At 43.4% G+C, this 23,309-nt stretch carries 19 protein-coding genes, 1 pseudogene and 1 riboswitch; of the genes and pseudogenes, 18 read left to right on the forward strand and 2 right to left on the reverse strand.

All coding sequences use genetic code 11. The features are described 5' to 3' along the window. From FTT98_RS10920 to lpxC, 8 genes and pseudogenes are all read left to right on the forward strand, one after another. Positions 1-110, forward strand: a pseudogene (locus tag FTT98_RS10920) (IS701 family transposase); the annotation flags it as partial. A gap of 180 nt (positions 111-290) precedes the next feature. After that, positions 291-1,388: an undecaprenyldiphospho-muramoylpentapeptide beta-N-acetylglucosaminyltransferase gene (gene murG / locus FTT98_RS10925; RefSeq protein ID WP_168379398.1), complete on the forward strand. Its 1,098-nt coding sequence runs from the start codon at positions 291-293 to the stop codon at positions 1,386-1,388. 14 nt (positions 1,389-1,402) lie between these two features. After that, positions 1,403-2,851, forward strand: a complete 1,449-nt coding sequence (gene murC / locus FTT98_RS10930) for a UDP-N-acetylmuramate--L-alanine ligase (protein WP_078190576.1) — start codon at positions 1,403-1,405, stop codon at positions 2,849-2,851. 59 nt (positions 2,852-2,910) lie between these two features. Next, a complete protein-coding gene (locus tag FTT98_RS10935; RefSeq protein WP_078193219.1) occupies positions 2,911-3,840 on the forward strand; it encodes a D-alanine--D-alanine ligase in 930 nt (309 codons plus the stop codon). Between the two features lie 3 nt (positions 3,841-3,843). After that, entirely contained in the window at positions 3,844-4,698 is an 855-nt protein-coding gene (locus FTT98_RS10940; RefSeq protein WP_180008770.1) for a cell division protein FtsQ/DivIB, read from the forward strand. Between the two features lie 68 nt (positions 4,699-4,766). Beyond that, complete coding sequence (ftsA, locus tag FTT98_RS10945) at positions 4,767-6,029, forward strand: cell division protein FtsA (RefSeq protein ID WP_078190573.1); 1,263 nt, start codon at positions 4,767-4,769, stop codon at positions 6,027-6,029. A gap of 159 nt (positions 6,030-6,188) precedes the next feature. Continuing rightward, positions 6,189-7,379, forward strand: a complete 1,191-nt coding sequence (ftsZ, locus tag FTT98_RS10950; protein WP_078193216.1) for a cell division protein FtsZ — start codon at positions 6,189-6,191, stop codon at positions 7,377-7,379. Between the two features lie 125 nt (positions 7,380-7,504). After that, the gene (gene lpxC / locus FTT98_RS10955; RefSeq protein ID WP_168379401.1) at positions 7,505-8,407 is read left to right on the forward strand and encodes a UDP-3-O-acyl-N-acetylglucosamine deacetylase; all 903 of its coding nucleotides are present in this window, start codon (positions 7,505-7,507) and stop codon (positions 8,405-8,407) included. A 97-nt stretch (positions 8,408-8,504) separates the two neighbouring features. Here lpxC and FTT98_RS10960 read toward each other — a convergent pair whose 3' ends face one another. Beyond that, positions 8,505-8,945, reverse strand: coding sequence for a DciA family protein (locus tag FTT98_RS10960; protein ID WP_168379402.1), 441 nt, complete (start codon positions 8,943-8,945; stop codon positions 8,505-8,507). 106 nt (positions 8,946-9,051) lie between these two features. Between FTT98_RS10960 and FTT98_RS10965 the strand changes: the two genes are divergently transcribed. The 3 genes from FTT98_RS10965 (at position 9,052) to FTT98_RS10975 (ending at position 14,719) form a co-directional block, all read left to right on the forward strand. After that, positions 9,052-9,747: a M23 family metallopeptidase gene (locus FTT98_RS10965; RefSeq protein ID WP_180002682.1), complete on the forward strand. Its 696-nt coding sequence runs from the start codon at positions 9,052-9,054 to the stop codon at positions 9,745-9,747. A gap of 281 nt (positions 9,748-10,028) precedes the next feature. Further along, on the forward strand, positions 10,029-12,731 hold the full coding sequence (gene aceE, locus FTT98_RS10970; RefSeq protein ID WP_180022342.1) for a pyruvate dehydrogenase (acetyl-transferring), homodimeric type: 2,703 nt from the start codon (positions 10,029-10,031) through the stop codon (positions 12,729-12,731). A 2-nt stretch (positions 12,732-12,733) separates the two neighbouring features. Further along, on the forward strand, positions 12,734-14,719 hold the full coding sequence (locus FTT98_RS10975; RefSeq protein WP_180177376.1) for a 2-oxo acid dehydrogenase subunit E2: 1,986 nt from the start codon (positions 12,734-12,736) through the stop codon (positions 14,717-14,719). 48 nt (positions 14,720-14,767) lie between these two features. On the opposite strand, the gene FTT98_RS10980 is transcribed toward FTT98_RS10975, so the two are convergent. Then, positions 14,768-15,478 carry a methyltransferase type 11 gene (locus FTT98_RS10980; protein WP_180177377.1) on the reverse strand — a complete coding sequence of 237 codons (711 nt, stop codon included), beginning with the start codon at positions 15,476-15,478 and terminating at the stop codon, positions 14,768-14,770. 58 nt (positions 15,479-15,536) lie between these two features. Next, positions 15,537-15,679, forward strand: a riboswitch (yybP-ykoY riboswitch). A 74-nt stretch (positions 15,680-15,753) separates the two neighbouring features. Between FTT98_RS10980 and FTT98_RS10985 the strand changes: the two genes are divergently transcribed. The 7 genes from FTT98_RS10985 to recJ all read left to right on the forward strand — a co-directional run bounded on the left by FTT98_RS10985 (position 15,754) and on the right by recJ (position 23,301). Continuing rightward, positions 15,754-16,332 carry a TMEM165/GDT1 family protein gene (locus tag FTT98_RS10985; protein ID WP_180171672.1) on the forward strand — a complete coding sequence of 193 codons (579 nt, stop codon included), beginning with the start codon at positions 15,754-15,756 and terminating at the stop codon, positions 16,330-16,332. Positions 16,333-16,526: 194 nt separating this feature from the next. Further along, on the forward strand, positions 16,527-17,324 hold the full coding sequence (locus FTT98_RS10990) for an MBL fold metallo-hydrolase (protein WP_078190564.1): 798 nt from the start codon (positions 16,527-16,529) through the stop codon (positions 17,322-17,324). A 98-nt stretch (positions 17,325-17,422) separates the two neighbouring features. Further along, positions 17,423-17,788, forward strand: a complete 366-nt coding sequence (locus tag FTT98_RS10995) for a YkgJ family cysteine cluster protein (RefSeq protein ID WP_180041711.1) — start codon at positions 17,423-17,425, stop codon at positions 17,786-17,788. 220 nt (positions 17,789-18,008) lie between these two features. Next, positions 18,009-19,475: an IMP dehydrogenase gene (gene guaB / locus FTT98_RS11000; protein WP_078190562.1), complete on the forward strand. Its 1,467-nt coding sequence runs from the start codon at positions 18,009-18,011 to the stop codon at positions 19,473-19,475. 118 nt (positions 19,476-19,593) lie between these two features. After that, positions 19,594-20,925, forward strand: coding sequence for a phosphoglucosamine mutase (glmM, locus tag FTT98_RS11005; protein ID WP_078190561.1), 1,332 nt, complete (start codon positions 19,594-19,596; stop codon positions 20,923-20,925). Between the two features lie 18 nt (positions 20,926-20,943). Continuing rightward, positions 20,944-21,600, forward strand: coding sequence for a pyridoxamine 5'-phosphate oxidase (gene pdxH / locus FTT98_RS11010; protein ID WP_180173034.1), 657 nt, complete (start codon positions 20,944-20,946; stop codon positions 21,598-21,600). After that, positions 21,601-23,301 carry a single-stranded-DNA-specific exonuclease RecJ gene (gene recJ, locus FTT98_RS11015; protein ID WP_180177378.1) on the forward strand — a complete coding sequence of 567 codons (1,701 nt, stop codon included), beginning with the start codon at positions 21,601-21,603 and terminating at the stop codon, positions 23,299-23,301. Positions 23,302-23,309 lie beyond the last annotated feature (8 nt).

Below are 23,309 nucleotides of genomic sequence, written 5' to 3' on the forward strand. Positions count from 1 at the left end.
AAAATGTATATCGTTGGCAGAAGAAATTATTTAGACCAATTATCAAAAGCTTCATTGATGACTTTATTCTCGATAAAAATCATCTGCTACCACAGAGAATCTTTAAATAATAGTGCGTAAGTCCTAGATTAATAATAAAACTAGTTTAAACTTTTAAAATAGTAGAAAAAAACAATCATACGCCTGTTGAAAAAAAGTAAATTGCCTTTCACGGTCATGCGTTTGTGATTACAATTGTTTGCTTAGAATCGAATATCATTAGCCTCTTTTTAGAATTGAAGAATTAGACAGTGACCGAAGTAACGCAAGTAAAGCCGAAACATGTCATGATGATGGCTGCCGGAACCGGTGGTCACGTCTTTCCAGCGCTCGCTGTTGCCAAAGAGTTGCAACAACAAGGTTGTGAAGTTTCTTGGCTCGCAACGCCAACAGGCATGGAAAATCGCCTGCTTAAAAATCATAATATTCCAATTTATCAAATTGATATCCAAGGCGTACGCGGCAATGGAGTCGTGCGTAAGCTGATGGCACCATTTAAAATTCTCAAAGCTACATTGAGTGCCATGCGTTATATGAAACAACTCAAAGTCGATGCAGTTGCAGGCTTTGGGGGGTATGTGGCTGGGCCGGGTGGCTTGGCAGCTCGTGCATTGGGCATTCCAGTCATTATCCATGAACAAAATGCGGTGGCAGGTTTTACCAATACGCAGTTGTCACGTGTGGCCAAAATTGTTTGTCAGGCATTTCCAAATACCTTTCCAGCACAAGATAAAATCGTAACCACAGGGAATCCTGTACGTAAAGAAATTACAGAAATTTTAAATCCGTCATGGCGTTACCAAGAGCGTGAAAAAGCTGGGTTGCCATTACGGGTTTTAATTGTGGGTGGCTCACTGGGCGCACGTGCCTTAAATGAATGTGTGCCGGCAGCCTTGCAGCAATTAGAACAGCCACTCAGTGTATATCACCAGTGTGGTCAAAATAACGCTGAAAGCACATTGGCTCGTTATGCAAATGCACCTGAACATATGCAAGTTGAAGTTCAGCCGTTTATTGAAGATATGGCAGCAGCCTATTCTGCAGCGGATTTGATTATCTGCCGTGCTGGTGCGCTAACCGTCACTGAAATTGCGACAGCGGGTGTAGCAGCCGTGTTTGTTCCTCTGCCAAGTGCAGTGGATGACCATCAAACTGCAAATGCCGGATTCTTGGCCAATATCAATGCCGCAAAAATTTGCCCACAAGCGGACATGACCGCAGAAAGTTTAACAGCGTTGTTGAAGCCGCTGATGAATCGCCAACGACTTATGGAAATGGCGGTTAAGGCTCGACAACAGGCACAACCCGATGCGACACAGCACGTGGTTGGTTTAATTCAAGATTTGTAAAATTCGAGTAATCTATGTCTCCATCAACGCCTGCCGATCAAGCGAAAAAGCTCATTAAAGTGCCAGAAATGCGCCGTATTAAACACATCCATTTTATTGGGATTGGTGGTGCGGGCATGTGCGGTATTGCCGAAGTATTGAAAAACCAAGGCTATAAAGTTTCAGGTTCAGATATTAAAGCGTCGAAAACTACGGCTCAGCTTGAAGAAAACGGCATTCAAGTTTTCATCGGTCATGCTGCTGAAAATATTCAAGGCGCCAATGTAATCGTGGTATCAACAGCCATTGATTCTGAAAACCCAGAAGTGAAAGCGGCGATTGAAACCCGTACACCTGTTGTACGTCGTGCAGAAATGTTGGGTGAATTAATGCGTTACCGTCATGGTATTGCCGTTGCTGGGACGCATGGTAAAACCACGACAACCAGTCTTGTGACCTGCATGTTGGCAGAAGAAAATCTGGATCCAACTTATGTCATTGGTGGTTTGTTAAATCGTACTGGTGTGAATGCTGCATTGGGTGCAAGTCGTTATATCGTGGCAGAAGCGGACGAGTCAGATGCGTCATTCCTGCATTTACAGCCGATGGCAACGATTGTCACTAATATCGACGCGGACCATATGGATACCTATGGCGGTAGCTTCGATGTATTGAAAGATACCTTCGTACAATTCTTACAGCGCCTTCCATTTTACGGTTTAGCTGTGATGTGTGGTGATGATGCCAACATCCGTGAAATTATGCCGCGTATTGGTCGTCCTGTCGTGACGTATGGTTTCAATGAAGACAACGACATTCGTGCCGTTGATGTGGCTCAAGAAGGCATGCAATCACACTTTACAGTTTTGCGTAAAGACCGTGAGCCGTTACGTTTAACCATTAACTTGCCGGGTCTTCATAACATCTTAAATGCCTTGGCAGCGATTGGTATTGCAACGGATGAAGGCGTTTCTGATGCTGCGATTGCACGTGCCTTAGAAAGCTTCAGTGGCGTAGGTCGTCGTTTCCAAGTCCAAGGCGAATTTGAAGTTGAAGATGGCTTGGTGAAATTGGTCGATGACTATGGTCACCATCCAAAAGAAGTGGAAGCGACCATTAAAGCAGCACGTGCAAGTCATCCAGATCGTCGTTTGGTGATGATGTTCCAGCCACATCGTTTTAGCCGTACGCGTGACTGTTTTGATGACTTCGTCGATGTCTTGTCTCAAGTCGATCAACTGTTGTTATTAGAAGTTTATCCTGCAGGTGAAAAACCAATTGTCGGTGCGGATAGTCGTGCGTTGGCTCGAAGCATTCGTCTCCGTGGTGAGGTTGAGCCGATTCTCATCGATCCAGTAGAAGGCAACTTACAAGCAGTAATGAAAAAAGTGTTACAAGCAAATGACTTGTTATTAACACAGGGCGCAGGTAATGTTGGAGCAATCTCAATCGAACTTGCTCAAAACAATCTCTATGTAAAATGATCACCGCTGGGTGATCCAAAGTTTGTTTAGACCGTAGATAAAAGTTTAAGGATATAAACGTGTCAAATGCTTCAAAATTCGGCAAAGTTGCCGTGTTATTAGGTGGGAAATCTGCCGAACGTGAGGTTTCTCTCGATAGTGGTAAAGCTGTACTTGAAGCATTGGTGCGTTCGGGTGTAAATGCCGAAGCATTTGATCCGCAGCAACGCAGTGTGACTGAGTTGGTGGCTTATGACCGTGCATTTATCGTACTTCATGGCCGTGGTGGTGAAGATGGTCAAATTCAGGGTACTTTGGAATGGTTAAACATTCCGTACACTGGAACGGGCGTTCAAGGCTCAGCGATTGGTATGGATAAAGTCAAAACTAAACAAGTTTGGCAAGGTTCAGAACTACCGACAGCACCTTATCGTATTGTCAGCAAAGATTCAGATTTACAAGAAATTGTAGATTCAATTGGTTTGCCATTTATCATTAAGCCGGTGCATGAAGGCTCAAGCATTGGTATGAGCAAAGTTGAAAAAATTGAAGACTTTGCAACCGCAATTGCCAAAGCGACCCAGCATGATGCAGTTGTGATGGCTGAAAAATGGATTACCGGACGTGAATTTACCATTGTGATTTTAAATGGTCAGGCATTACCGGTGATTCGTTTAGAACCGCCTGCAGATGTGGCTTTTTACGATTACGAAGCGAAATATAACCGTAACGATGTGCAATATGGTATTCCATGTGGCTTGACTGAAGATGAAGAAAAGCGTCTACAAGCTTTATCTTTACGCGCTTTCCAAGCGGTAGGTGCGAGTGGTTGGGGTCGTATTGACGCGATGCAGGATGCAGAAGGAAACTTCTGGTTACTTGAGGTAAATACTGTTCCGGGTATGACCAGTCATTCTCTAGTGCCAAAAGCGGCCAATGCCGTAGGTTATAGTTTTGATGATCTTTGTGTCGCGATTTTGGAACAAACCCTGACAGGTGCGGCACACTAAATTATGGCTCAACTTCCTGCGTCTATGCGCCGTAAACGTGCAGCAACGACATCGATACATGACAAACCACCGACACGTAAGGAAAAGCTTACCAATGTGGGTGGATGGCTGTTGTTGTTTATTGCATGTGTGGTTTTGATTGCCGGAATTTGGGGGCTATATAAAGTCATGACGGATGCACGTGTGGCTGAACTTGATGTGGTGGGTGTGCGGAGCGCCCAAGAAAAACAACAAGTCATGTCATACGTTTCACCGATGATGACTGAAAACTATTTTACCTCTGATTTACGTGTCATTCGTGACCGTACTTTAGAAATCTCGTGGGTCGATCGCGTGGTGGTATCGCGTGCTTGGCCAAATGCAATTCGTGTACGGGTGATGCCGCGTCAAGCAATTGCACGTTGGGGAACTGGGCGACTGTTAAGCGACAGTGGTGATGTATTTGCCGAATTAACCCCGACCAATCATCAGAATTTGCCGTTATTGCATGGGCCGACGAGTCAGTCCAAAATGATGATGCGTCGCTATAATGAAATTAATCAATTATTTATACCTGTTGGCATTCGTTTAAAAGAATTATATTTAACCGAACGAATGACTTGGTTTATGCAGTTTGATTCAGGCTTACGCGTGATTGTCGATCAAGATCAGACCATGAGTAAGTTGCAGCGTTTAAGTTATCTCGCACACAGTGACTTAAAACCTGTTTGGCCGCGAATTTCTGCCATCGATTTGCGCTACCGAAATGGTTTAGCGATTCAATGGAAAAACTCTGTGCCAGCAAAGTCGGTAAATGGTCAGTTTGTTGTAACCAGTGATGACATAGGCATTGCGAATGCAGCGCCGGTAAAGCCATAATGATCGGCTTTATAAGTAGAGGCTTTAAGCCATAAATTAAACAAACATGTGAATGGTAGTAGTAAATAATGAATGAAGCTGTTCCCTCGGTTGTTGCGATTGACATTGGGACACACAAAGTTTCAGTTTTGATTGGTAAGGTACACGCGCCAGACAATATCCAAGTGGTAGGGATGGCGACCGCTCGTAACCGCGGCATGAATAAAGGGAAAATTGTCAGTCTCGATAAAGTTGTTACCGCAATTAAAAATGCAGTGCAGGAAGCGGAAGATATGGCGGAATGTCGTGTACATTCTGCGTGGATTTCTATTCCAAGTGCTGAACTAAAAAGTTTTTATGCCTCTGGTCGCACTCCAATTGAAAATAATGACCATGCAATTACCACCAATGAAGTGGTGCGTGCTTTAGAACTGGCCAAAGCCAGTCATTTAACATCTGACCATTATTTGGTGAGTGCTGTACCTTTAGGTTTTGAACTAGATGATGAACCTGAATGGGTGCTAAACCCGATTCGCATGTCAGCACGGAGTATGACAGGACATTATCATTTGATGATGTTGCCCATCAGCACCATGCAGAATTTGGATCGTGCATTAAAAGGTGCCAATATTGGTGTTGAACGCATGGTCATTTCATCATTAGCAACAGCTGAAGCCAGTTTGCTTAAAGATGAAAAAGAATATGGTGTGTGCTTGGTCGATATTGGTGCTGGTACGACCAATATCGCGGTGTATTTAGATGGTCGCTTGGCGATGACACACACCTTGCAACGTGGCGGTGAGCATGTAACACGTGATATTGCTGCTGTATTGCAAACCACAACAGAAGAAGCTGAACGCATTAAGTTGTTGTATGGTTGTGTTGACCTGAAAGTGGTTAAACCTGAAAGTATGATTCAGTTCCAAGGGATTGATGGTCCACAAACCATTAGCCGTATTGAACTGACCGAAATCATTATTGCGCGCTATGAAGAAATCTTTAATCAAGTGCGTAATGAATTGGTCGATCATGGTGCGATTCATGGTTTATATCATGGTGTTGTACTCACAGGTGATGCCTGCCAAATTGAAGGGATGGTGACATTTGCACGTCGGATTTTAGGTGTCTCTGCACATTTAGGTAATCCACCTATGCAAGTGTATGCCGATGATCAACAGCAAGCTGCTTTACGTCGTTCACAATACGCGACTGCCGCAGGTCTGTTAATTTTCAGTCAAAGCGAAACACAAGATACGATCGTTGAGCCAGAAGATACGGAAAAACTTTCAGTATTGAATCGGGTAAAACGGGCATGGTCGGGCTTCAATGACACCTTGAAGTCGATCTTTTAAGTTGAAATATTTGGGAATATTGTTGGGAAGTTGTACGGATTATTGCTTGTACTTGACAAGCTGGAACTTGGACAGCATTCTAAAAAACAATTTTTATTAAGATCAAGGCAGTATACGGGCTGAAGTGTCTGCCAATTATGGATTAGGAATTTTTTAGGCATGGCCTCATTTGAATTTTTAGAAGATGATCAAAGCGACAGCAACGGTCAAGCCCGTTTCACAGTATTCGGTGTGGGTGGTGCTGGCGGTAACGCTGTGCAACACATGTTGGAATCAGATATCGAGGGTGTAAAATTTGTTTGTGCCAATACAGACAAACAAGCACTCGACCGCATGAATGCACAATTTAAAATCCAACTCGGCGAGCAAAGCACGCGTGGTTTGGGTGCAGGTGCAAATCCACAAGTGGGTCAAACTGCTGCTGAAGAAAGCCGTGAGTTGATTCGCCAACACCTTGAAGGTACGGACATGGTGTTCGTGACTGCAGGTATGGGCGGTGGTACTGGTACAGGTGCTGCGCCGGTTGTTGCTGAAATTGCCAAAGAAATGGGTATCTTAACTGTAGGTGTGGTGACGACTCCGTTTAACTTTGAAGGTAAACGTCGTCAGCAATCTGCTGAGAAAGGTATCGAAGCCCTTGAGCAACATGTTGATTCTCTAATTATTATTCCGAACCAACGCCTGCTAAAAGTGTTCCGTGATATCTCGATGAAAGATGCTTACAAAAAAGCAGACGACGTACTGTTAAATGCTGTACGTAGTATCTTTGATCTTGTCGTGCGTCCGGGTCATATCAACCTTGACTTCGCCGATTTGAAAACTGCAATGAGTACTCGTGGTTATGCAATGATGGGCGCAGGTTCTGGTCGTGGTGAAAACCGTGCACGTCAAGCAGCTGAGCAAGCGATCCGTAGCCCGTTGTTAGATAACGTGACCATCATGAATGCAAAAGGCATTTTGATTAACGTTACAGGTGGCGATGACGTAACCTTCGGTGAAATTGAAGAAATCACTGATGTGGTGAACCAAATTGTCGATCTTGATGAAGGTCAAGTGTTCTACGGTACGGTATTTGATCCAGATGCACGTGATGAAATTAGCGTAACGGTGATCGCAACGGGTTTAACTCGTAATTCTGCCGATTCTGCTGAGCCAGTGAAACGCCCTGTCGCACAAGCAACGCGTACAGTCGCTTCCGCACAAGTACCTGTAGATGAAGATGATGTGCCAGCGATTCAACGTCAGCACAATGAAGCAGCAGCTCCAGCTGCAGCAGCGGCGTCAGCATCCAATTCACGCCCTACGCCAATGAGTATTCAAGACTATTTGAAAAATCAGCAACGTAAATAACATAAATTCAATGACTTAAGTGTCTGTTGATTACAAAAGGTAGCTGATCAGCTACCTTTTTGTTTTTTATCAATGGCTAAATATGCTAACGTATAGCGGTTTTGTGAACTGATGATAGAAGACACATGTTGAAACAACGTACCCTGAAACGCATCGTGAAAGCGAGTGGCATCGGACTGCATAGTGGGCAAAAAGTGATGATTAACTTTGTGCCACATCATGCCGATGGGGGGATTGTGTTTCGTCGTATCGACTTAAATCCACCGATTGATATTCCAGCCGATGCTATGCTGATTCAAGAAGCATTCATGTGTTCTAACTTGGTGCAAGAAAATGCCAAGGTGGGCACAATTGAGCACATTATGAGTGCCATTGCTGGTTTAGGGATTGATAACCTGATTGTGGAAGTGTCGGCATCTGAAGTGCCTATTATGGATGGGAGTGCAGGCCCGTTCATTTATTTGCTTATGCAAGGTGAACTACAAGAACAAAATGCACCTAAAAAATTCATAAAAATACTTAAACCTGTCGAAGCACTGATTGATGATAAACGTGCTGCCTTTCAACCGCATGACGGTTTCCAATTAAATTTTACGATTGATTTTGACCATCCTGCATTTAAGAAAGAATTTCAATCGGCAACCATCGACTTTTCAACCGAAACATTTGTCTATGAAGTCAGTGAAGCGCGGACTTTTGGCTTTATGAAAGATTTGGATTATCTCAAAGCCAATAATTTGGCTTTGGGGGCGAGTCTCGAAAATGCCATTGGCGTAGATGAAAATGGTGTGGTCAATGAAGAGGGTTTACGCTTCTCGGATGAGTTTGTTCGTCACAAAATATTAGATGCTGTGGGTGATTTATATTTGCTTGGTCATCAAATTATTGCGAAATATGATGCCTATAAGTCAGGTCATGCATTAAATAATCAGTTATTACGCAATGTCAAAAGTGATCCAGATAGCTATGAAATTGTAACATTTGATGACATTAATGATTGCCCAATTAGTTATGTGAATGTGACATAAGTCATTGTCTTATAATAGTGATGTTATATTGTATCATTTGTAAGTGTTAAGTCTGTCACATTCTGAGCATTCAAATTTGTCTGTTACAACTGGGTGGTTACTTTTTATTGCTTGCCAAACGCAGCATTGCTTGGCTAAGCTTAGGGTCGCTCACAAAGTCAGCAGCATTACGGAGTAAATCCTGAGTTTCTGTACTGAGGGTTCTTGAAATTTTTTCAGGGGAATGGGGCGTTGGAGACGGAGTTCTCAGACGGACTTGAATCTTGTGTAAATCCTTGAATTCGTATATTTGTGATAATTGTGCAATATATTGCTTTTGCAAATAGGCCAACTGACTAATCAGTGCCTGATTTTCTCCAGTTAATATAAGTACACCATTTATATAACAAACAACTTGCCATTGATCCGGTTGGGGCAATAGCGGTTGAACAATTTTCGTAAGTTTCTGCCATACAGCAACTTGCGTTGAGAGAAACGACAAGTTTCCTGTTTTTATGTGTTTTCTTGTTGGTTGAAAGACGTTGACAGGTTCTGACATACATATTTCCTACATGTTTATGTCTTAATCTTATGCGCTCCTTTTGGCTGATATCAAGGACGAAATCACACAAGGAACAAAAGAGAACAGTTTATAGAGGTTTTTTATGCATTTACGACGTATTTTATTGGCGTTTTCATTGGCTGCTTCGGCCGCTTCAGTCGCTTTTGCAGATTTAGTTGAATTAAATCAAGCAGATTCATCATCAGATCGTATTGAACAGTTAACTCGCACTTTGTCTCAAGGTGCTTACTCTGAAAGCAATGATATTGATATTCCAGCAGAAACAAAGTTGAATGTTCAAATTCGTGAAAAATCAATTGAACTCAACAATGCGACAATCGCAAAAAAATACGGTTCAAGCACTTCCTCTAAAAACTATTCTGCAAGTTCAAATAATCCATATTCATGGTTAATTGCCCACCCACTTCCAGACATGAAGCGCGTGAGCTCAAACTATGGTGGCCGTACCATGGGTGGTCGTGCAGAAAATCATTCAGGTTTAGATCTTTCTGCGGCAAGTGGTACGCCTATTTATGCAACAGGTCCAGGCATTGTAACCAAATCAGGCTGGGGCACAGGTTATGGTCAATATGTTGAAATTAACCATGGTAATGGTTACCTGACACGTTATGCACATGCATCACGCTTAATTGCACGTGTAGGCGACCGTGTTGCTGCGGGTGAGCATATTGCTAACGTTGGTTGTACTGGTCGTTGTACTGGCCCACATTTGCATTACGAAGTAGTGAAAGATGGTCAACGTAAAAACCCATCGACGTATTTAGCGATGTTGCCATAAGCGCATACAAAATTTGTATACGAAGCCATTGTCTGAACCTCTACAGACAATGGCTTTTTTATTTATCGCTAATAACTATAAAATTATCATTCTAAAAAATATTGTCTGTATGAAATATGGCGAAAATTGACCCAAAAATGTAAATTTGTGTAATTGTTAATCAATAAGTATTTAGTAAATAAATAATAGAGCTATTTCGTATTCATCTGTGGCGATAACTGAGCCTAGCCAAAATATGGTACTAATAGAGCCATATATTTAGCACATAGGATAGGTGAAGTATGGCGTTTTATGGCGATACAGATGCGCAAGAAACCCAAGAATGGCAGGACGCATTTGATTCAGTTTTACAGCACATGGGAACTGACCGCGCTGCATTTTTGCTTGAAAAACTCTATCAACAAGCGATTGCTAAGCACGTTCCCATTCAGCGACTAAATACTCCTTACTTAAATACCATTTCAGTTGAAGAACAGCCGCCTATGCCAGGTGATTCGGATATGGAGCGCCGTATTCGTGCGCTGATCCGCTGGAATGCCTTAGCGATGGTACTGCGTGCCAATAAAACAGGTGATGACTTAGGTGGTCACTTGGCAAGTTTTGCATCATCTGCAACTTTATATGACGTGGGCTTTAACCACTTCTTCCGTGCCAATAGCGACAGCTTTGGCGGTGACATGATCTATTATCAAGGTCACTGTGCACCGGGTATCTATGCACGTTCGTTCTTAGAAGGTCGTTTGACTGAAGAACACTTAAATAATTTCCGTCGTGAAGTGGGGGGTAAAGGTTTGCCGTCATACCCACATCCGTACTTGATGCCAGATTATTGGCAGTTCCCAACCGTATCGATGGGTCTAGGCCCAATCATGTCGATCTATCAAGCACACATTCAAAAGTACTTGATGAACCGTGGCCTGATCAAAGAAGAAAACCGTAAAGTTTGGGCTTACCTCGGTGATGGTGAAATGGATGAACCTGAAAGTACAGGTGCCATTTCACTTGCAGGTCGTGAAAAGCTCGACAACCTAATTTGGGTCGTGAACTGTAACTTACAGCGTCTAGATGGCCCAGTTCGTGGTAACGGTAAAATTATTCAAGAACTTGAATCATTGTTCCGTGGTGCAGGCTGGCGGGTAATTAAAGTGGTATGGGGTCGTCATTGGGATCCGCTACTGGCAAAAGATGATTCAGGTGCCTTAAAAGCGGTGATGGAAGAAGCGGTCGATGGTGACTTCCAACGCTATCAAGTGAAAGGCGGTGCGTATACGCGTGCACATTTCTTTGGTAAGTATCCTGAAGCTGAAGAGTTGGTGCGCAACTTAAGCGATGAAGATATTGATAACCTGAACCGTGGTGGTCATGACCCATTCAAAGTGTATGCGGCTTATGCCGAAGCGATGAAGGAAACGGGTCAGCCAACAGTTATCTTGGCAAAAACAGTCAAAGGTTATGGTTTGTCGGAAGAGATTGAAGCAGTCAATAAGACGCATCAAATCAAGAAAATGCAGCTTGAGTCGTTGAAATACGTGCGTAACCGTTTCAACTTGCCATTTACCGATGAACAGCTTGAAGAAGTGCCATTCTACCGTCCAAGTGAAAATTCACCTGAAATTAAATACATGAAAGCACGTCGTGAGGCATTGGGTGGTTATTTACCTGCACGTCGTAAAGAAAGCGAGCAGCTGGCGATTCCTGAATTGTCTGTGTTTGATGCGGTACTCAAAGGCAGTGGCGGTAAAGAGCAATCGACGACCATGTTGATGGTACGTTTGATTTCATCATTATTGAAAGAAAAAGCCATTAAAGATCGTGTCGTACCAATTGTGCCAGATGAAGCGCGTACTTTCGGTTTGGAAGGTATGTTCCGTCAGTTGGGGATCTATGCTGCGCATGGTCAAAAATATACCCCTGAAGACCAAGAACAGTTGATGCATTACCGTGAAGCTAAAGATGGTCACATGTTACAAGAAGGGATTAACGAAGCGGGTGCGATGAGTGCTTGGGCTGCGTTAGGAACCAGTTATTCAACCAATAACTTGCCAATGATTCCGATGTATATGTACTACTCGATGTTTGGTTTCCAACGTATTGGTGATATTGCATGGGCTGCAGGTGATGCGCAGGCACAAGGTTTCTTGTTGGGTGCAACTGCGGGTCGTACAACACTGAATGGTGAAGGTTTACAGCATCAAGATGGTCATTCACATATCTTGGCAAATACGATTCCAAACTGTATCTCTTATGACCCATGTTTTGGTTATGAGTTGGCAGTGATCGTACATGATGGTTTAAAACGCATGTACGTGAACCAAGAGCGCGTGTTCTATTACTTAACAGTAATGAATGAAAACTACGAACACCCAGCTATTCCTGAAGGTGCTGAAGAAGGCATTAAACGTGGTATGTATCTCTTCGAAGAAGATGAGAAAGCAACGGTTCAGTTGATGGGTTCAGGTGTGATTCTGCGCGAAGTAATCAAAGCAGCGAAAATCCTTCGTGATGAATATCAAATTCATTCAAACGTGTGGAGCGTCACTAGCTTTAACGAATTAGCTCGTGATGGTATGGCGTGTGAAGAATACAACCGCTTACATCCGTTGGCTGAAGATACGAAAGAAGCTTGGGTCTCTCAATTACTTCGTGAAAAAGACGGTATTGTGGTATCGGCAACCGATCACATGCGTGCATATAGCGAACAAATCCGTGCCTATCTTCCAGACAATCGTCCATTCGTGGCATTAGGCACAGATGGTTATGGTCGTTCAGATACACGTGGCAACTTACGTAGCTACTTTGGTGTTGATGCCGCACATATTGTGGTAGCAACATTGAAAAAACTCGCGGATGAAGGCGAAGTTGATGCACGTTTAGTTAAAGATGCCATCTCAAGCTTTGAACTAGATACTGACCGTCCAGTGGCATGGGCTCCGCAAGAAACGCCGGAACTGCATGCGGTGGCTGACTACAAAGAGGAGAACTAATCATGCAAATTACGACTCCTGATATTGGTGTAAATAAAGCAACGGTCGCTGAGATTTTAGTGAAAGTCGGCGACACCATTAGCGTTGATGACAGTATTGTGTTGTTAGAGTCTGATAAGGCCTCTGTTGAAGTGCCAAGCACTTCGGCAGGCGTGGTGAAAAGCATTGCAGTTAATCTGGGTGACAGTGTTGCTGAAGGTGCTGTGCTGATCGAGTTGGAATCAGAAGGTCAAAGTGCTGCTACCGCTGAGCCAGTACAAAATGCAACTGAAGACCAAGCAGCAGAACCAACTCCGGTTGTGGAAGCAGAACAAGCTGCAGCAGCACCTGTTGCAGCCAATGCTCCTCAGTCGCAAAGTATCGATGTGCAAGTCCCTGATATTGGCGTAGAGAAAGCTACGGTGAGTGAGATTTTGGTCTCTGTTGGTGATGAGATTGATGTCGATCAAAGTATTATCGTAGTGGAATCAGATAAAGCGACAGTCGAAGTCCCAAGTACTGTATCAGGCCGTGTCGAATTGATTACGATCAGTGCTGGCGATGTAGTGAAAGAAGGCGTAGTGATTTTAACGGTGAAAACGGCGTCTTCATCTGCTGCGGTTGAATCGGCTGCTGTGCAAGAAACTGCACAGCCTGTTGCTGCACCTGTTGTTGCAGAAGCAACACCAGCGCCGTCTACGGCTACAGCGTCTGGACCTGTAGAAATTGCAGTGCCTGATTTAGGTGTTGATAAAGCAGCAGTGGCTGAAATTTTAGTCGCTGTGGGTGATGTGGTTGAAAAAGACCAAAGCATCATCGTGGTGGAATCAGACAAAGCAACGGTAGAAGTACCAAGCTCTACCGCTGGTAAAATCACCGCGATTCATGTTCAGTTAGGGCAAAGTGTCTCTGAAGGCGTCGCTTTAGTGACGATTGACGCCGAAGGTCAAGCTGTTGCGGCACCCGCGCCAGCAACGAAACCTGCTCCAGCTGTAGCACAGCCTGTGGCAGCTGCTCCAAAAGCTGAAAGCAAAGTTGAAGCAGCAGCACCGCAACCACAAGGCGCAGATAAGCTCACCAAAGAGCAAAATGCTGCCAATGCCGAAGTGTATGCAGGACCGGCCGTTCGTAAGCTTGCACGTGAATTGGGTGTGGTTTTGGCAGAAGTCAAAGCATCTGGCCCGCATGAGCGTTTAATGAAAGAAGATTTATTCGCTTACGTAAAAACCCGTTTGACCACTCCGCAGGCTGCACCTGCTGCACAAGCTGTGGCACAGGTCTCAGGTTTGCCGAAGTTGCCAAGCTTTGATGCTTTTGGTGGTGTCGAAGAGAAAGTTTTGACACGTTTACAACAAGTGTCGATTCCACAATTGTCTTTAAACAACTTTATCCCGCAAGTGACGCAATTTGATGCTGCGGATATTACCGATCTTGAAGCTTGGCGTAATGATTTAAAAGCCAACTTTAAGAAAGAAGGTATTGGCTTAACCATTATGGCTTTCATCATCAAAGCAGTGGCTTATTTGTTGAAAGAAGAGCGTGAATTTGCAGGTCATTTGTCTGATGATGGCAAGTCAGTATTGTTACGCAATGAAATCCACATGGGGATTGCCGTTGCCACGCCTGATGGTTTGACCGTGCCTGTACTGCGTAATCCAGATCAAAAATCGATTAAGCAGATTGCAATTGAGCTGGGTGAGCTGAGTCAAAAAGCACGTGACAAAAAACTATCGCCAAAAGATCTACAAGGTGCGAATTTTACCATTACCAGTTTGGGTTCAATTGGTGGCACGGCATTTACACCGTTGGTCAACTGGCCACAGGTGGCGATTTTGGGTATTTCACCTGCAACCATGCAGCCGGTATGGAATGGTGAAGGCTTTGATCCACGCTTGATGCTGCCGCTGTCATTGTCATACGATCACCGTGTAATTAATGGTGCGGACGCTGCACGTTTTGCTAATAAACTGACGAAGCTGCTCAAAGATATTCGAACTTTATTGATCTAATCTGACCTGTTTAAGTTTCAAAAAAACCCTGCTTTGGCAGGGTTTTTTTTATGGTGTTGTGGTGGTGGACTGGCAAAGCCAATCAGGAAGTTTAATGGGTGAAGGGTACAGCTTTAATGCCGAGTTTGCGTTGAGGTTGTAGGTGAGTGGAGGCGTACGATGCGGGTGCGCCGTCGGCCAAAGCTTGTGCCTTAAATGTTCAAAGCGTTGGAAGTCTTTTAAAAATAAGCCCCAAAACTTTTCATAATGCTCCAGTTCTTGCACATGTTGATGCTGATAAGCATGTGTTTGGCCCTGTTGGTGCTGGAAGTCATAGCCCATCAGCCAAATACGATGCGGTTGAAAGAGATGTGCGAGTGAATAGGCTTGAAGGCCGCAATTATTACCATAAACAAAGTACGGTGAATGAAATAACTCCGCTTGCGTATCGATGCGCACGGTTTTGAAGTTAATCACTTCATGTTCAGGATATGGGCGGTTGTGACCTAAACCACATCCGCTAATGATGTCACCTTGAAAGCAGGCTTTGAGCATGGGCTGATACTGGAACCACCATGCATAGTCTGAATGATGGGTAATTTGAGCCTGAGGAAGTTGAAGAAAACTTTGATTACAGCAAATGATCAGCAGTTTTTTTGAGGGCTGAATGGTGGTTAAGTCGAAATTGAGCTGAGATGGACCACCTGCAATGATTAATACATCCTGCACATGCATATAGTGTTGAATAAATTCTTGAAATTTTTGATTATTGTTTTGCATATCAAATTGAGTCATCGAAAATTAAAATTGCGAAAACATGCATTCCTCGCTAGAATAGCATTACTTCATTGGGGAGTAGCCGCTTTTTACGCAAAGTAAAAAGGTGATGGTCAACATATTTGCTCTAAAACGAGCATGGTCATCATAGCAAAGAACCAAATGAGCTCTTCGTAGCTTTCTTTTGTTGGCAAGACCTTTGATTTATCACTCTGCACATTGGCTAGCAGGAGGGATAAGTCATCGGTATATGTTATTGCTAGCCAGAGAAATGCACCATGTTAACCGCTTTCTTCATTTCCCTTGCTGTTGTTGCCCTGTCAGAAATGGGTGATAAAACACAATTACTTGCCTTACTGCTTGCTGCACGTTTTCGTAAACCCGTTCCGATCTTAATTGCAATTTTCCTCGCGACTGTGGTCAACCACGGGGTTTCTGCTGTGTTGGGTCAATGGATTACCACCATTTTAAGCCCAACTGTTTTATTGTGGATCGTTTCTTTGGGCTTTATTGCCATGGCGGTGTGGATGTTGATCCCCGATCAATTGGATGATGAATCTGAAAGTATCAATAAGTGGCAAAAATATGGGGTTTTCACCGCCACTTTCGTTTTGTTCTTCTTGGCTGAAATTGGAGATAAAACCCAAATTGCCACTGTTGCACTGGCTGCACGCTTTGACAGTATTGGCTGGGTGACTTTGGGGACGACGCTAGGCATCATGTTAGTTAATGCGCCAGCGGTATTTATTGGGAACAAGCTAGCTGAAAAACTACCGATTTCACTGATTCATAAAATTGGCGCCTTGGTATTCTTGGTGATTGGTTTGGCTGCGTTGGCACAACACTATTTATTTTAAATAATGATCTCACCATATTAAAAATACATGAAATCCTGAGTTAAAAACTCAGGATTATTTGCCAATAAATGAGACCCAATTCACTGATATTTCAGATAATATTGACTGAATATTTATTGTAAGTTTCCCTAAATAAATATATGTTATTCACCTATAGAATATATATTTTTTGATAAAAAATTTGGGGAATGGGAATGGCTTTCGAACGCACAACATCACAGGTACTTTATGATGATGGAAAGCATAAATGTATTAGCTTTACCAGTTTGGTAAAAGGCGAGGGCGTACAGGCGAACCAGTTCCTGATTTTGGATAATGAGCGCGCAGCGGTGCTCGATCCGGGTGGTGACTTAACTTATGTCCCACTGACTATGGAACTGAATAAATATACCCGTTTGACCAATCTTGATTATGTAATGGCCTCGCATCAGGACCCTGACATTATTACTTCGATGCCACGTTGGTTGGTTTATACCGACGCCAAAGTGGTGGCATCTAAACTGTGGGCGCGTTTCTTACCACATTTAAACTCTGCATTCATGAGTGACCGCATGAAAGGCAACTGGCTAGATCGTCTGATCGAACTGCCAGATCATGGTCAGGTGATTCCATTAGGCAACAGCCATTTGGTGGCTGTTCCTGCACACTTCCTACATTCGGTTGGTAACTTCCAATTTTATGACCCGATTGCCAAAATTTTATTCTCAGGGGATATGGGCGCATCTATGGTGGATGATGCCTCTAAACCTTTAGAAAATTTTGCCGCTCATATTCCTAAAATGAAAGGCTTCCATCAGCGCTATATGTGTTCGAACAAAGTGATCCGTCTGTGGGTCAACATGGTACGGACGATGGATGTGGAAATGATCGTACCGCAGCACGGGACGCCATTTATTGGTAAAGAACAGATCAACCAATTCTTAGATTGGATCGAAACCTTACAATGTGGTGTCGATTTAATGGATGAGACAGTTTTTACTTGCCCAGTATAATGACTTGAAAATTTCAAAAAATAATTGAGTTTGCAGATAACATTTTTTAATATTTTTTGTCCATAAAATAAGCTTTTAGATGACGAGAATAGATAAAAATGTTGTCTCAAATACCGACTCAGGATGCATGTTTAACCTGTGGAGCATGTTGTGCTCACTATCGCGTTTCTTTTTATTGGGCAGAAGGGCTGAATATGCCCGAACATTATACTGAGCCGGTTAATGCTGTGTATTCATGTATGGCGGGCACCAATCAAACACAGTCTCGTTGTATCGCTTTGGGTGGTGAAATTGGGCAAGCAGTGAGTTGTAGTGTGTACGAGGCGCGGAGTTCCACATGTAAAAGTGTGCAGATAGCTGATGAGCAATGTAATAAAGCACGCATCGCGCATCAAATGATTCCATTGATCAGTATTCCACTGCATGACGCTGAAAATGACGAAGATTTCGATCAAGTCAGTTAAGGCTTTATTTCCAGAATAAATTTATTGAAATCTAAGAGGTAGAATCTTCGGATTCTGCCTGTATTGCACTGGATGCTGACCAACCCCCAGAGTATTCTTGCTGAAAACAGCATATTTGATGGTTAATATTGAAAACTCCGTAAAGAATTGCGGCAATTAAAATGAAAATTGAACGGAAATTTGTATATAATGGCTCACGGAAATTACCAGCGAGACTGTTATGTTGACCATCGTTCAAGAAGCCCTAACCTTTGATGATGTCTTATTACTCCCTGCCTATTCTACTGTTCTCCCAAAAGATGTCTCTCTTAAGACACGTTTCACACGTGGCATCAATTTGAATATTCCACTTGTTTCTGCTGCAATGGATACTGTGACTGAATCACGTATGGCGATTGCAATGGCGCAAAACGGTGGTATCGGTATCCTGCATAAAAACATGGATATTGCTGCACAAGCTGCAGAAGTTCGCCGCGTGAAAAAATTTGAAGCAGGTATGGTGAAAGACCCAATTACCGTTACACCAGAAACGACTGTACGTGAGCTGATTGCTTTAACTCAAGCAAATAACATCAGCGGTGTACCAGTGGTGAAAGACGGTCAAGTGGTGGGTATTGTTACTGGTCGTGACACTCGTTTTGAAACCAATCTTGAGCAACCTGTTAGTAACATCATGACAGGTCATGATCGTTTGGTGACTGTTCGTGAAAACGAATCAAAAGAAAATATCCAAGCATTACTTCAAAAACACCGTATTGAAAAAGTCCTTGTTGTAAATGACAACAACGAACTGAAAGGTTTAATCACGGTTACTGATTTCCGTAAAGCTGAAAACTATCCAAACAGCTGCAAAGATGACTTAGGTCGTTTACGCGTTGGTGCTGCAGTTGGTACAGGTGCAGAAACACCAAGCCGTGTAGAAGCATTGGTAGAAGCGGGTGTTGATGCGATTGTTGTTGATACTGCACATGGTCACTCTGCAGGTGTAATTGAACGTGTACGTTGGGTTAAAGCCAACTATCCACAAGTTCAAGTGATTGGCGGTAACATCGCGACTGGTGATGCAGCACTTGCATTATTAGATGCTGGCGCAGATGCAGTGAAAGTGGGTATTGGCCCAGGTTCAATCTGTACTACACGTATCGTTGCTGGTATTGGTATGCCGCAAATCTCTGCGATTGACAGCGTTGCCAATGCACTGAAAGACCAAATTCCATTGATCGCAGACGGTGGTATCCGTTTCTCTGGTGATATGGCAAAAGCGATTGGTGCAGGTGCGAGTACCATCATGGTAGGTTCATTGATGGCGGGTACTGAAGAAGCACCAGGCGAAGTTGAATTCTTCCAAGGTCGTTACTACAAAGCGTATCGTGGTATGGGTTCATTGGGTGCGATGGCAGGTGCAACAGGTTCTGCTGACCGTTATTTCCAAGACTCAAAAGCCGGTGCTGAAAAACTTGTACCAGAAGGTATTGAAGGTCGCGTACCGTACAAAGGCCCAATGGGTAACATCGTTCATCAAATGATGGGTGGTTTACGTTCATCTATGGGTTATACCGGTTCTGCAGTGATCGATGACTTACGTAAAAATGCACAGTTTGTCAAAATTACTGCGGCAGGTATGTCTGAATCTCACGTACATGACGTGACTATTACTAAAGAAGCACCAAACTACCGTGTTGGTTGATATTTAGTAGCTTTTAGCCGAAAAGGCCGTCATTAATATGACGGCCTTTTTGTTTTTGGTGTAAAGTATTTGCAGTAAAAAGTGATGATTAAGATCACCATTAAGAAGTGAGTACAACATGAGTTATTTTGGTACAGATGGCATTCGTGGCAAATTCGGTGAATTGCCTATTACCCCTGAATTTGCATTAAAACTAGGATTTGCCGCAGGTAAAGTATTAAAACAATACAGTAAAAAAGCAAAGCCCATCGTTGTACTAGGTAAAGATACCCGATTATCGGGCTATATTTTAGAGTCAGCATTACAAGCCGGTTTAAACGCAGCAGGTGTTTATGTTCATTTGCTGGGTCCATTACCTACACCCGCAATTGCCCATTTAACCCGTGCATTACATGCCAGCTTAGGCATCGTGATCTCGGCGTCGCATAACCCTTATTTTGATAATGGCATTAAGTTCTTCTCGAGCGAAGGTAAAAAATTGCCGGATGAAATTCAAGAAGCCATTAACAAAGAACTTGAAAATGACTTGGTGATCGAAGACCCAGCAAACTTAGGTAAAAGTGTGCGTGTGAAGGATGCCAATGGTCGTTATATCGAGTTTTGTAAATCAACCTTCCCGTACCATTTTGACCTGACAGGCTTAAAAATTGTGGTGGACTGTGCCAATGGTGCAGCCTATAGCGTTGGCCCTTCGGTGTATCGTGAACTGGGTGCAAAAGTGATTGCGCTGTTTAACGAACCGGATGGTTTAAACATCAATAAAGACTGTGGTTCGACGCATCCTGAATTTTTACAAAAAGCCGTTGTTGAACATCAGGCGGATTTAGGGATTGCTTTTGACGGTGATGCCGACCGTGTGATTATGGTGGATAAAAACGGTCAGCAAATTACTGGTGACCATATTCTGTATATTTTAGCCACTCAAGCGAGTCAAAAGCCTGCGGGTATCGTGGGTACTGTGATGAGTAATATGGCGCTTGAAATTGCTTTAGATCAAGCCAATGTGCCTTTGCTTCGTGCCAAAGTTGGTGACCGCTATGTATTACAAGGCCTAGAAGAAAAGGGTTGGGTAACGGGCGGTGAGCCATCAGGTCATATTCTGACTTTGGACAAGAGCACCACAGGTGATGCGATCATTGCTTCACTTCAGGTGTTAACGGTGATGGTTGAGCAAGGTAAAGCTTTGCATGAATTGGTGGAAGGGTTTGAGTTATTACCAAATGTCTTGGTGAATGTTCGCTTGGCTGCGATGTTTGATCCCTACGCCGTACCTGCACTGGTGAGCGAGTTTGAAAAAGCTGAAGCTCAGCTTAAAGGGCGTGGTCGCATCTTGATTCGTAAATCAGGCACAGAGCCGGTCATTCGTGTCATGGTTGAAGGTAATGACCTTGAAGAAGTCACCGCATTGGCAAATCATTTGGCCGATGCTGTTCGTGCCAATGCAGCTTAAATCAAGAGGGGAAATTGCATGAATGATGTGATTAAGGACTTAAGTGAACTGCGTTTAACTTATCAAAAAGGTGAGTTGCATGAAGATCAGGTGAACCGTGATCCACATGAGCAGTTTTTATTATGGTTTAACCATGCCTTAGAAGCACAATTGCATGAACCCTATGCTATGTCTTTGGCGACGGCAAATGCCCAAGGTCGTCCGCACGTGCGGACGGTCTTGTTGCGCGGTGCGACCCATGCAGGTTATGACTTCTACACCAACTATGACAGTCAAAAAGGTAACGATCTGCTCAATAATCCTTATGCAGAGTTATTGTTTTATTGGCAAGAGCAGGAACGTCAAATTCGGGTCAGTGGTCGTGTGGAAAAGATATCTCTAGAAGAATCTACGGATTATTACCATAAACGACCGCGTGACAGCCAAATCGCAGCGCACATTAGTACTCCACAAAGTGGTGTTATCGCTAGTCGTGAAGAATTACAACAGCGTTTCCAAAATTTGCATGATCAAGTGGAAAGCAAAGACGTTTTGGAGAAACCTGAGTTTTGGGGCGGCTATCGTTTAGTTCCGGATTATTATGAATTTTGGCAAGGCCGTCCGAATCGTTTACATGACCGCTTGAGTTATAAACTACAGGATGGTCAATGGGTTTTACAGCGACTGATGCCATAAATGTCTAAACTTTTAATTCAACAAAGACCCTATTTGACGCGCCCTGAAGATATTCAGGGCGTTGCCCCGTTTATTGCTGATTTATTGGCACGTCGCGGGGTTTCTTCCGCACAAGAGCTGGAATTGAAGCTTAAGCACTTACATGCGCCAAACTTAAAGGGTTTAGAGCAAGCGATTGAAATAATCGATCAAGCAATTGATACTCAAAAGAAAATCGTCATTGTGGGTGATTATGATGCCGACGGTGCGACCAGTACTGCATTGATGGTCTTGGCACTGCGTGACATGGGCGCGGATGTTGAATATCTGGTTCCAGATCGTTTTAAGTATGGTTATGGCCTGACACCCGCCATTGCTGATTTGGCCTTCGTGAGCTTTACACCAGATGTGCTGATTACGGTCGATAATGGAATTTCGAGTCATGAAGGTGTAAAGCAAGCGCATGATCATGGTATGCAAGTGATTATTACTGATCATCATTTAACGACGAAGCCAACGCCTGATGCAGAAGCTGTGGTCAATCCAAATCAACTTGGTTGTGAATTTCCAAGTAAGGCATTGGCAGGGGTAGGTGTTGCATTTTATGTGCTTGCAAATTTATCCACGCACCGTAAAAAGCTCGGTAAATCGAGTACGCAAATGACTAACTATTTAGACTTGGTGGCATTGGGTACTTATGCAGATGTTGCAAGTTTGGATTATAACAACCGTATTTTGATTGATGCAGGTTTAAAGAAAATTCAGCAGCATGTTTGTCGTCCGGGGATCAGTGCATTATTGGATATTGCCGGTCGTGATCCTGCACAGTTAAAAGCACAGGACTTGGGCTTTGTGGTCGGCCCACGACTCAATGCAGCTGGGCGTATGGAGACTATGGATATTGGGATTGAGTGTCTGATTGCGGCAGATTTAAGTACGGCTTATCCGATTGCGCAGCAGTTGAATCAACTCAATATTGAAAGACGCCAAGTCGAAGGGCAGATTAAACAGGAAGCTCTGGCTGAGTTAGAACATATTCAGCTTGATCAGGATAACTTACCTGCAGCCTTGATCATGTTTGAACAGCATTGGCATCAAGGGGTGATTGGGATTGTTGCAGGGCGTTTGAAAGAACAATTTCATAGACCTGCAATCGTCTTTGCCGCAGATGAGGATGGCGTACATATTAAAGGCTCTGCGCGTTCTATCGAAGGTATTCATATTCGAGACAGTATTGAGCGTATTGCTGAATTACATCCGCATTTAGTGAGTCATTTTGGTGGACATGCTGCCGCAGCAGGACTAACCATTCAAAAGCAGCATTTTTCTGAATTTAAAACCGCTTTTGAAGCACTCATCGCTGCGCAAGATGAAAGTTTATTTCAGGCCACTATTTGGACAGATGGTGAATTGCCTGATTCGGCCATTAATGTCGAAACCGTGGATCTTCTGCAAAATTTAAGTCCATGGGGACAAAAATTTCCTGCACCGGTCTATGAAGGTCTATTTAAAGTCTTAGATTATCGTTGGTTGAAAGATGTGCATCTGAAATTAAAACTTGCTTTAGAGAATGGCTTAATAGTGGACGCAATTGCATTTAATGCGGCAGAAAAGTATGAATTTAATCCTATGCAAGATCAAATTCGCTTGGTCTATGAACTCGATAAAAATGAATTTAGAGGAAATGTCAGTGTTCAATTGAGAGTTTTACACTTGGCTTAATAAATTCT

Source organism: Acinetobacter sp. YH12039, assembly GCF_013420015.1.
In the GTDB taxonomy this organism is placed as follows: Bacteria; Pseudomonadota; Gammaproteobacteria; order Pseudomonadales; family Moraxellaceae; genus Acinetobacter; species Acinetobacter amyesii.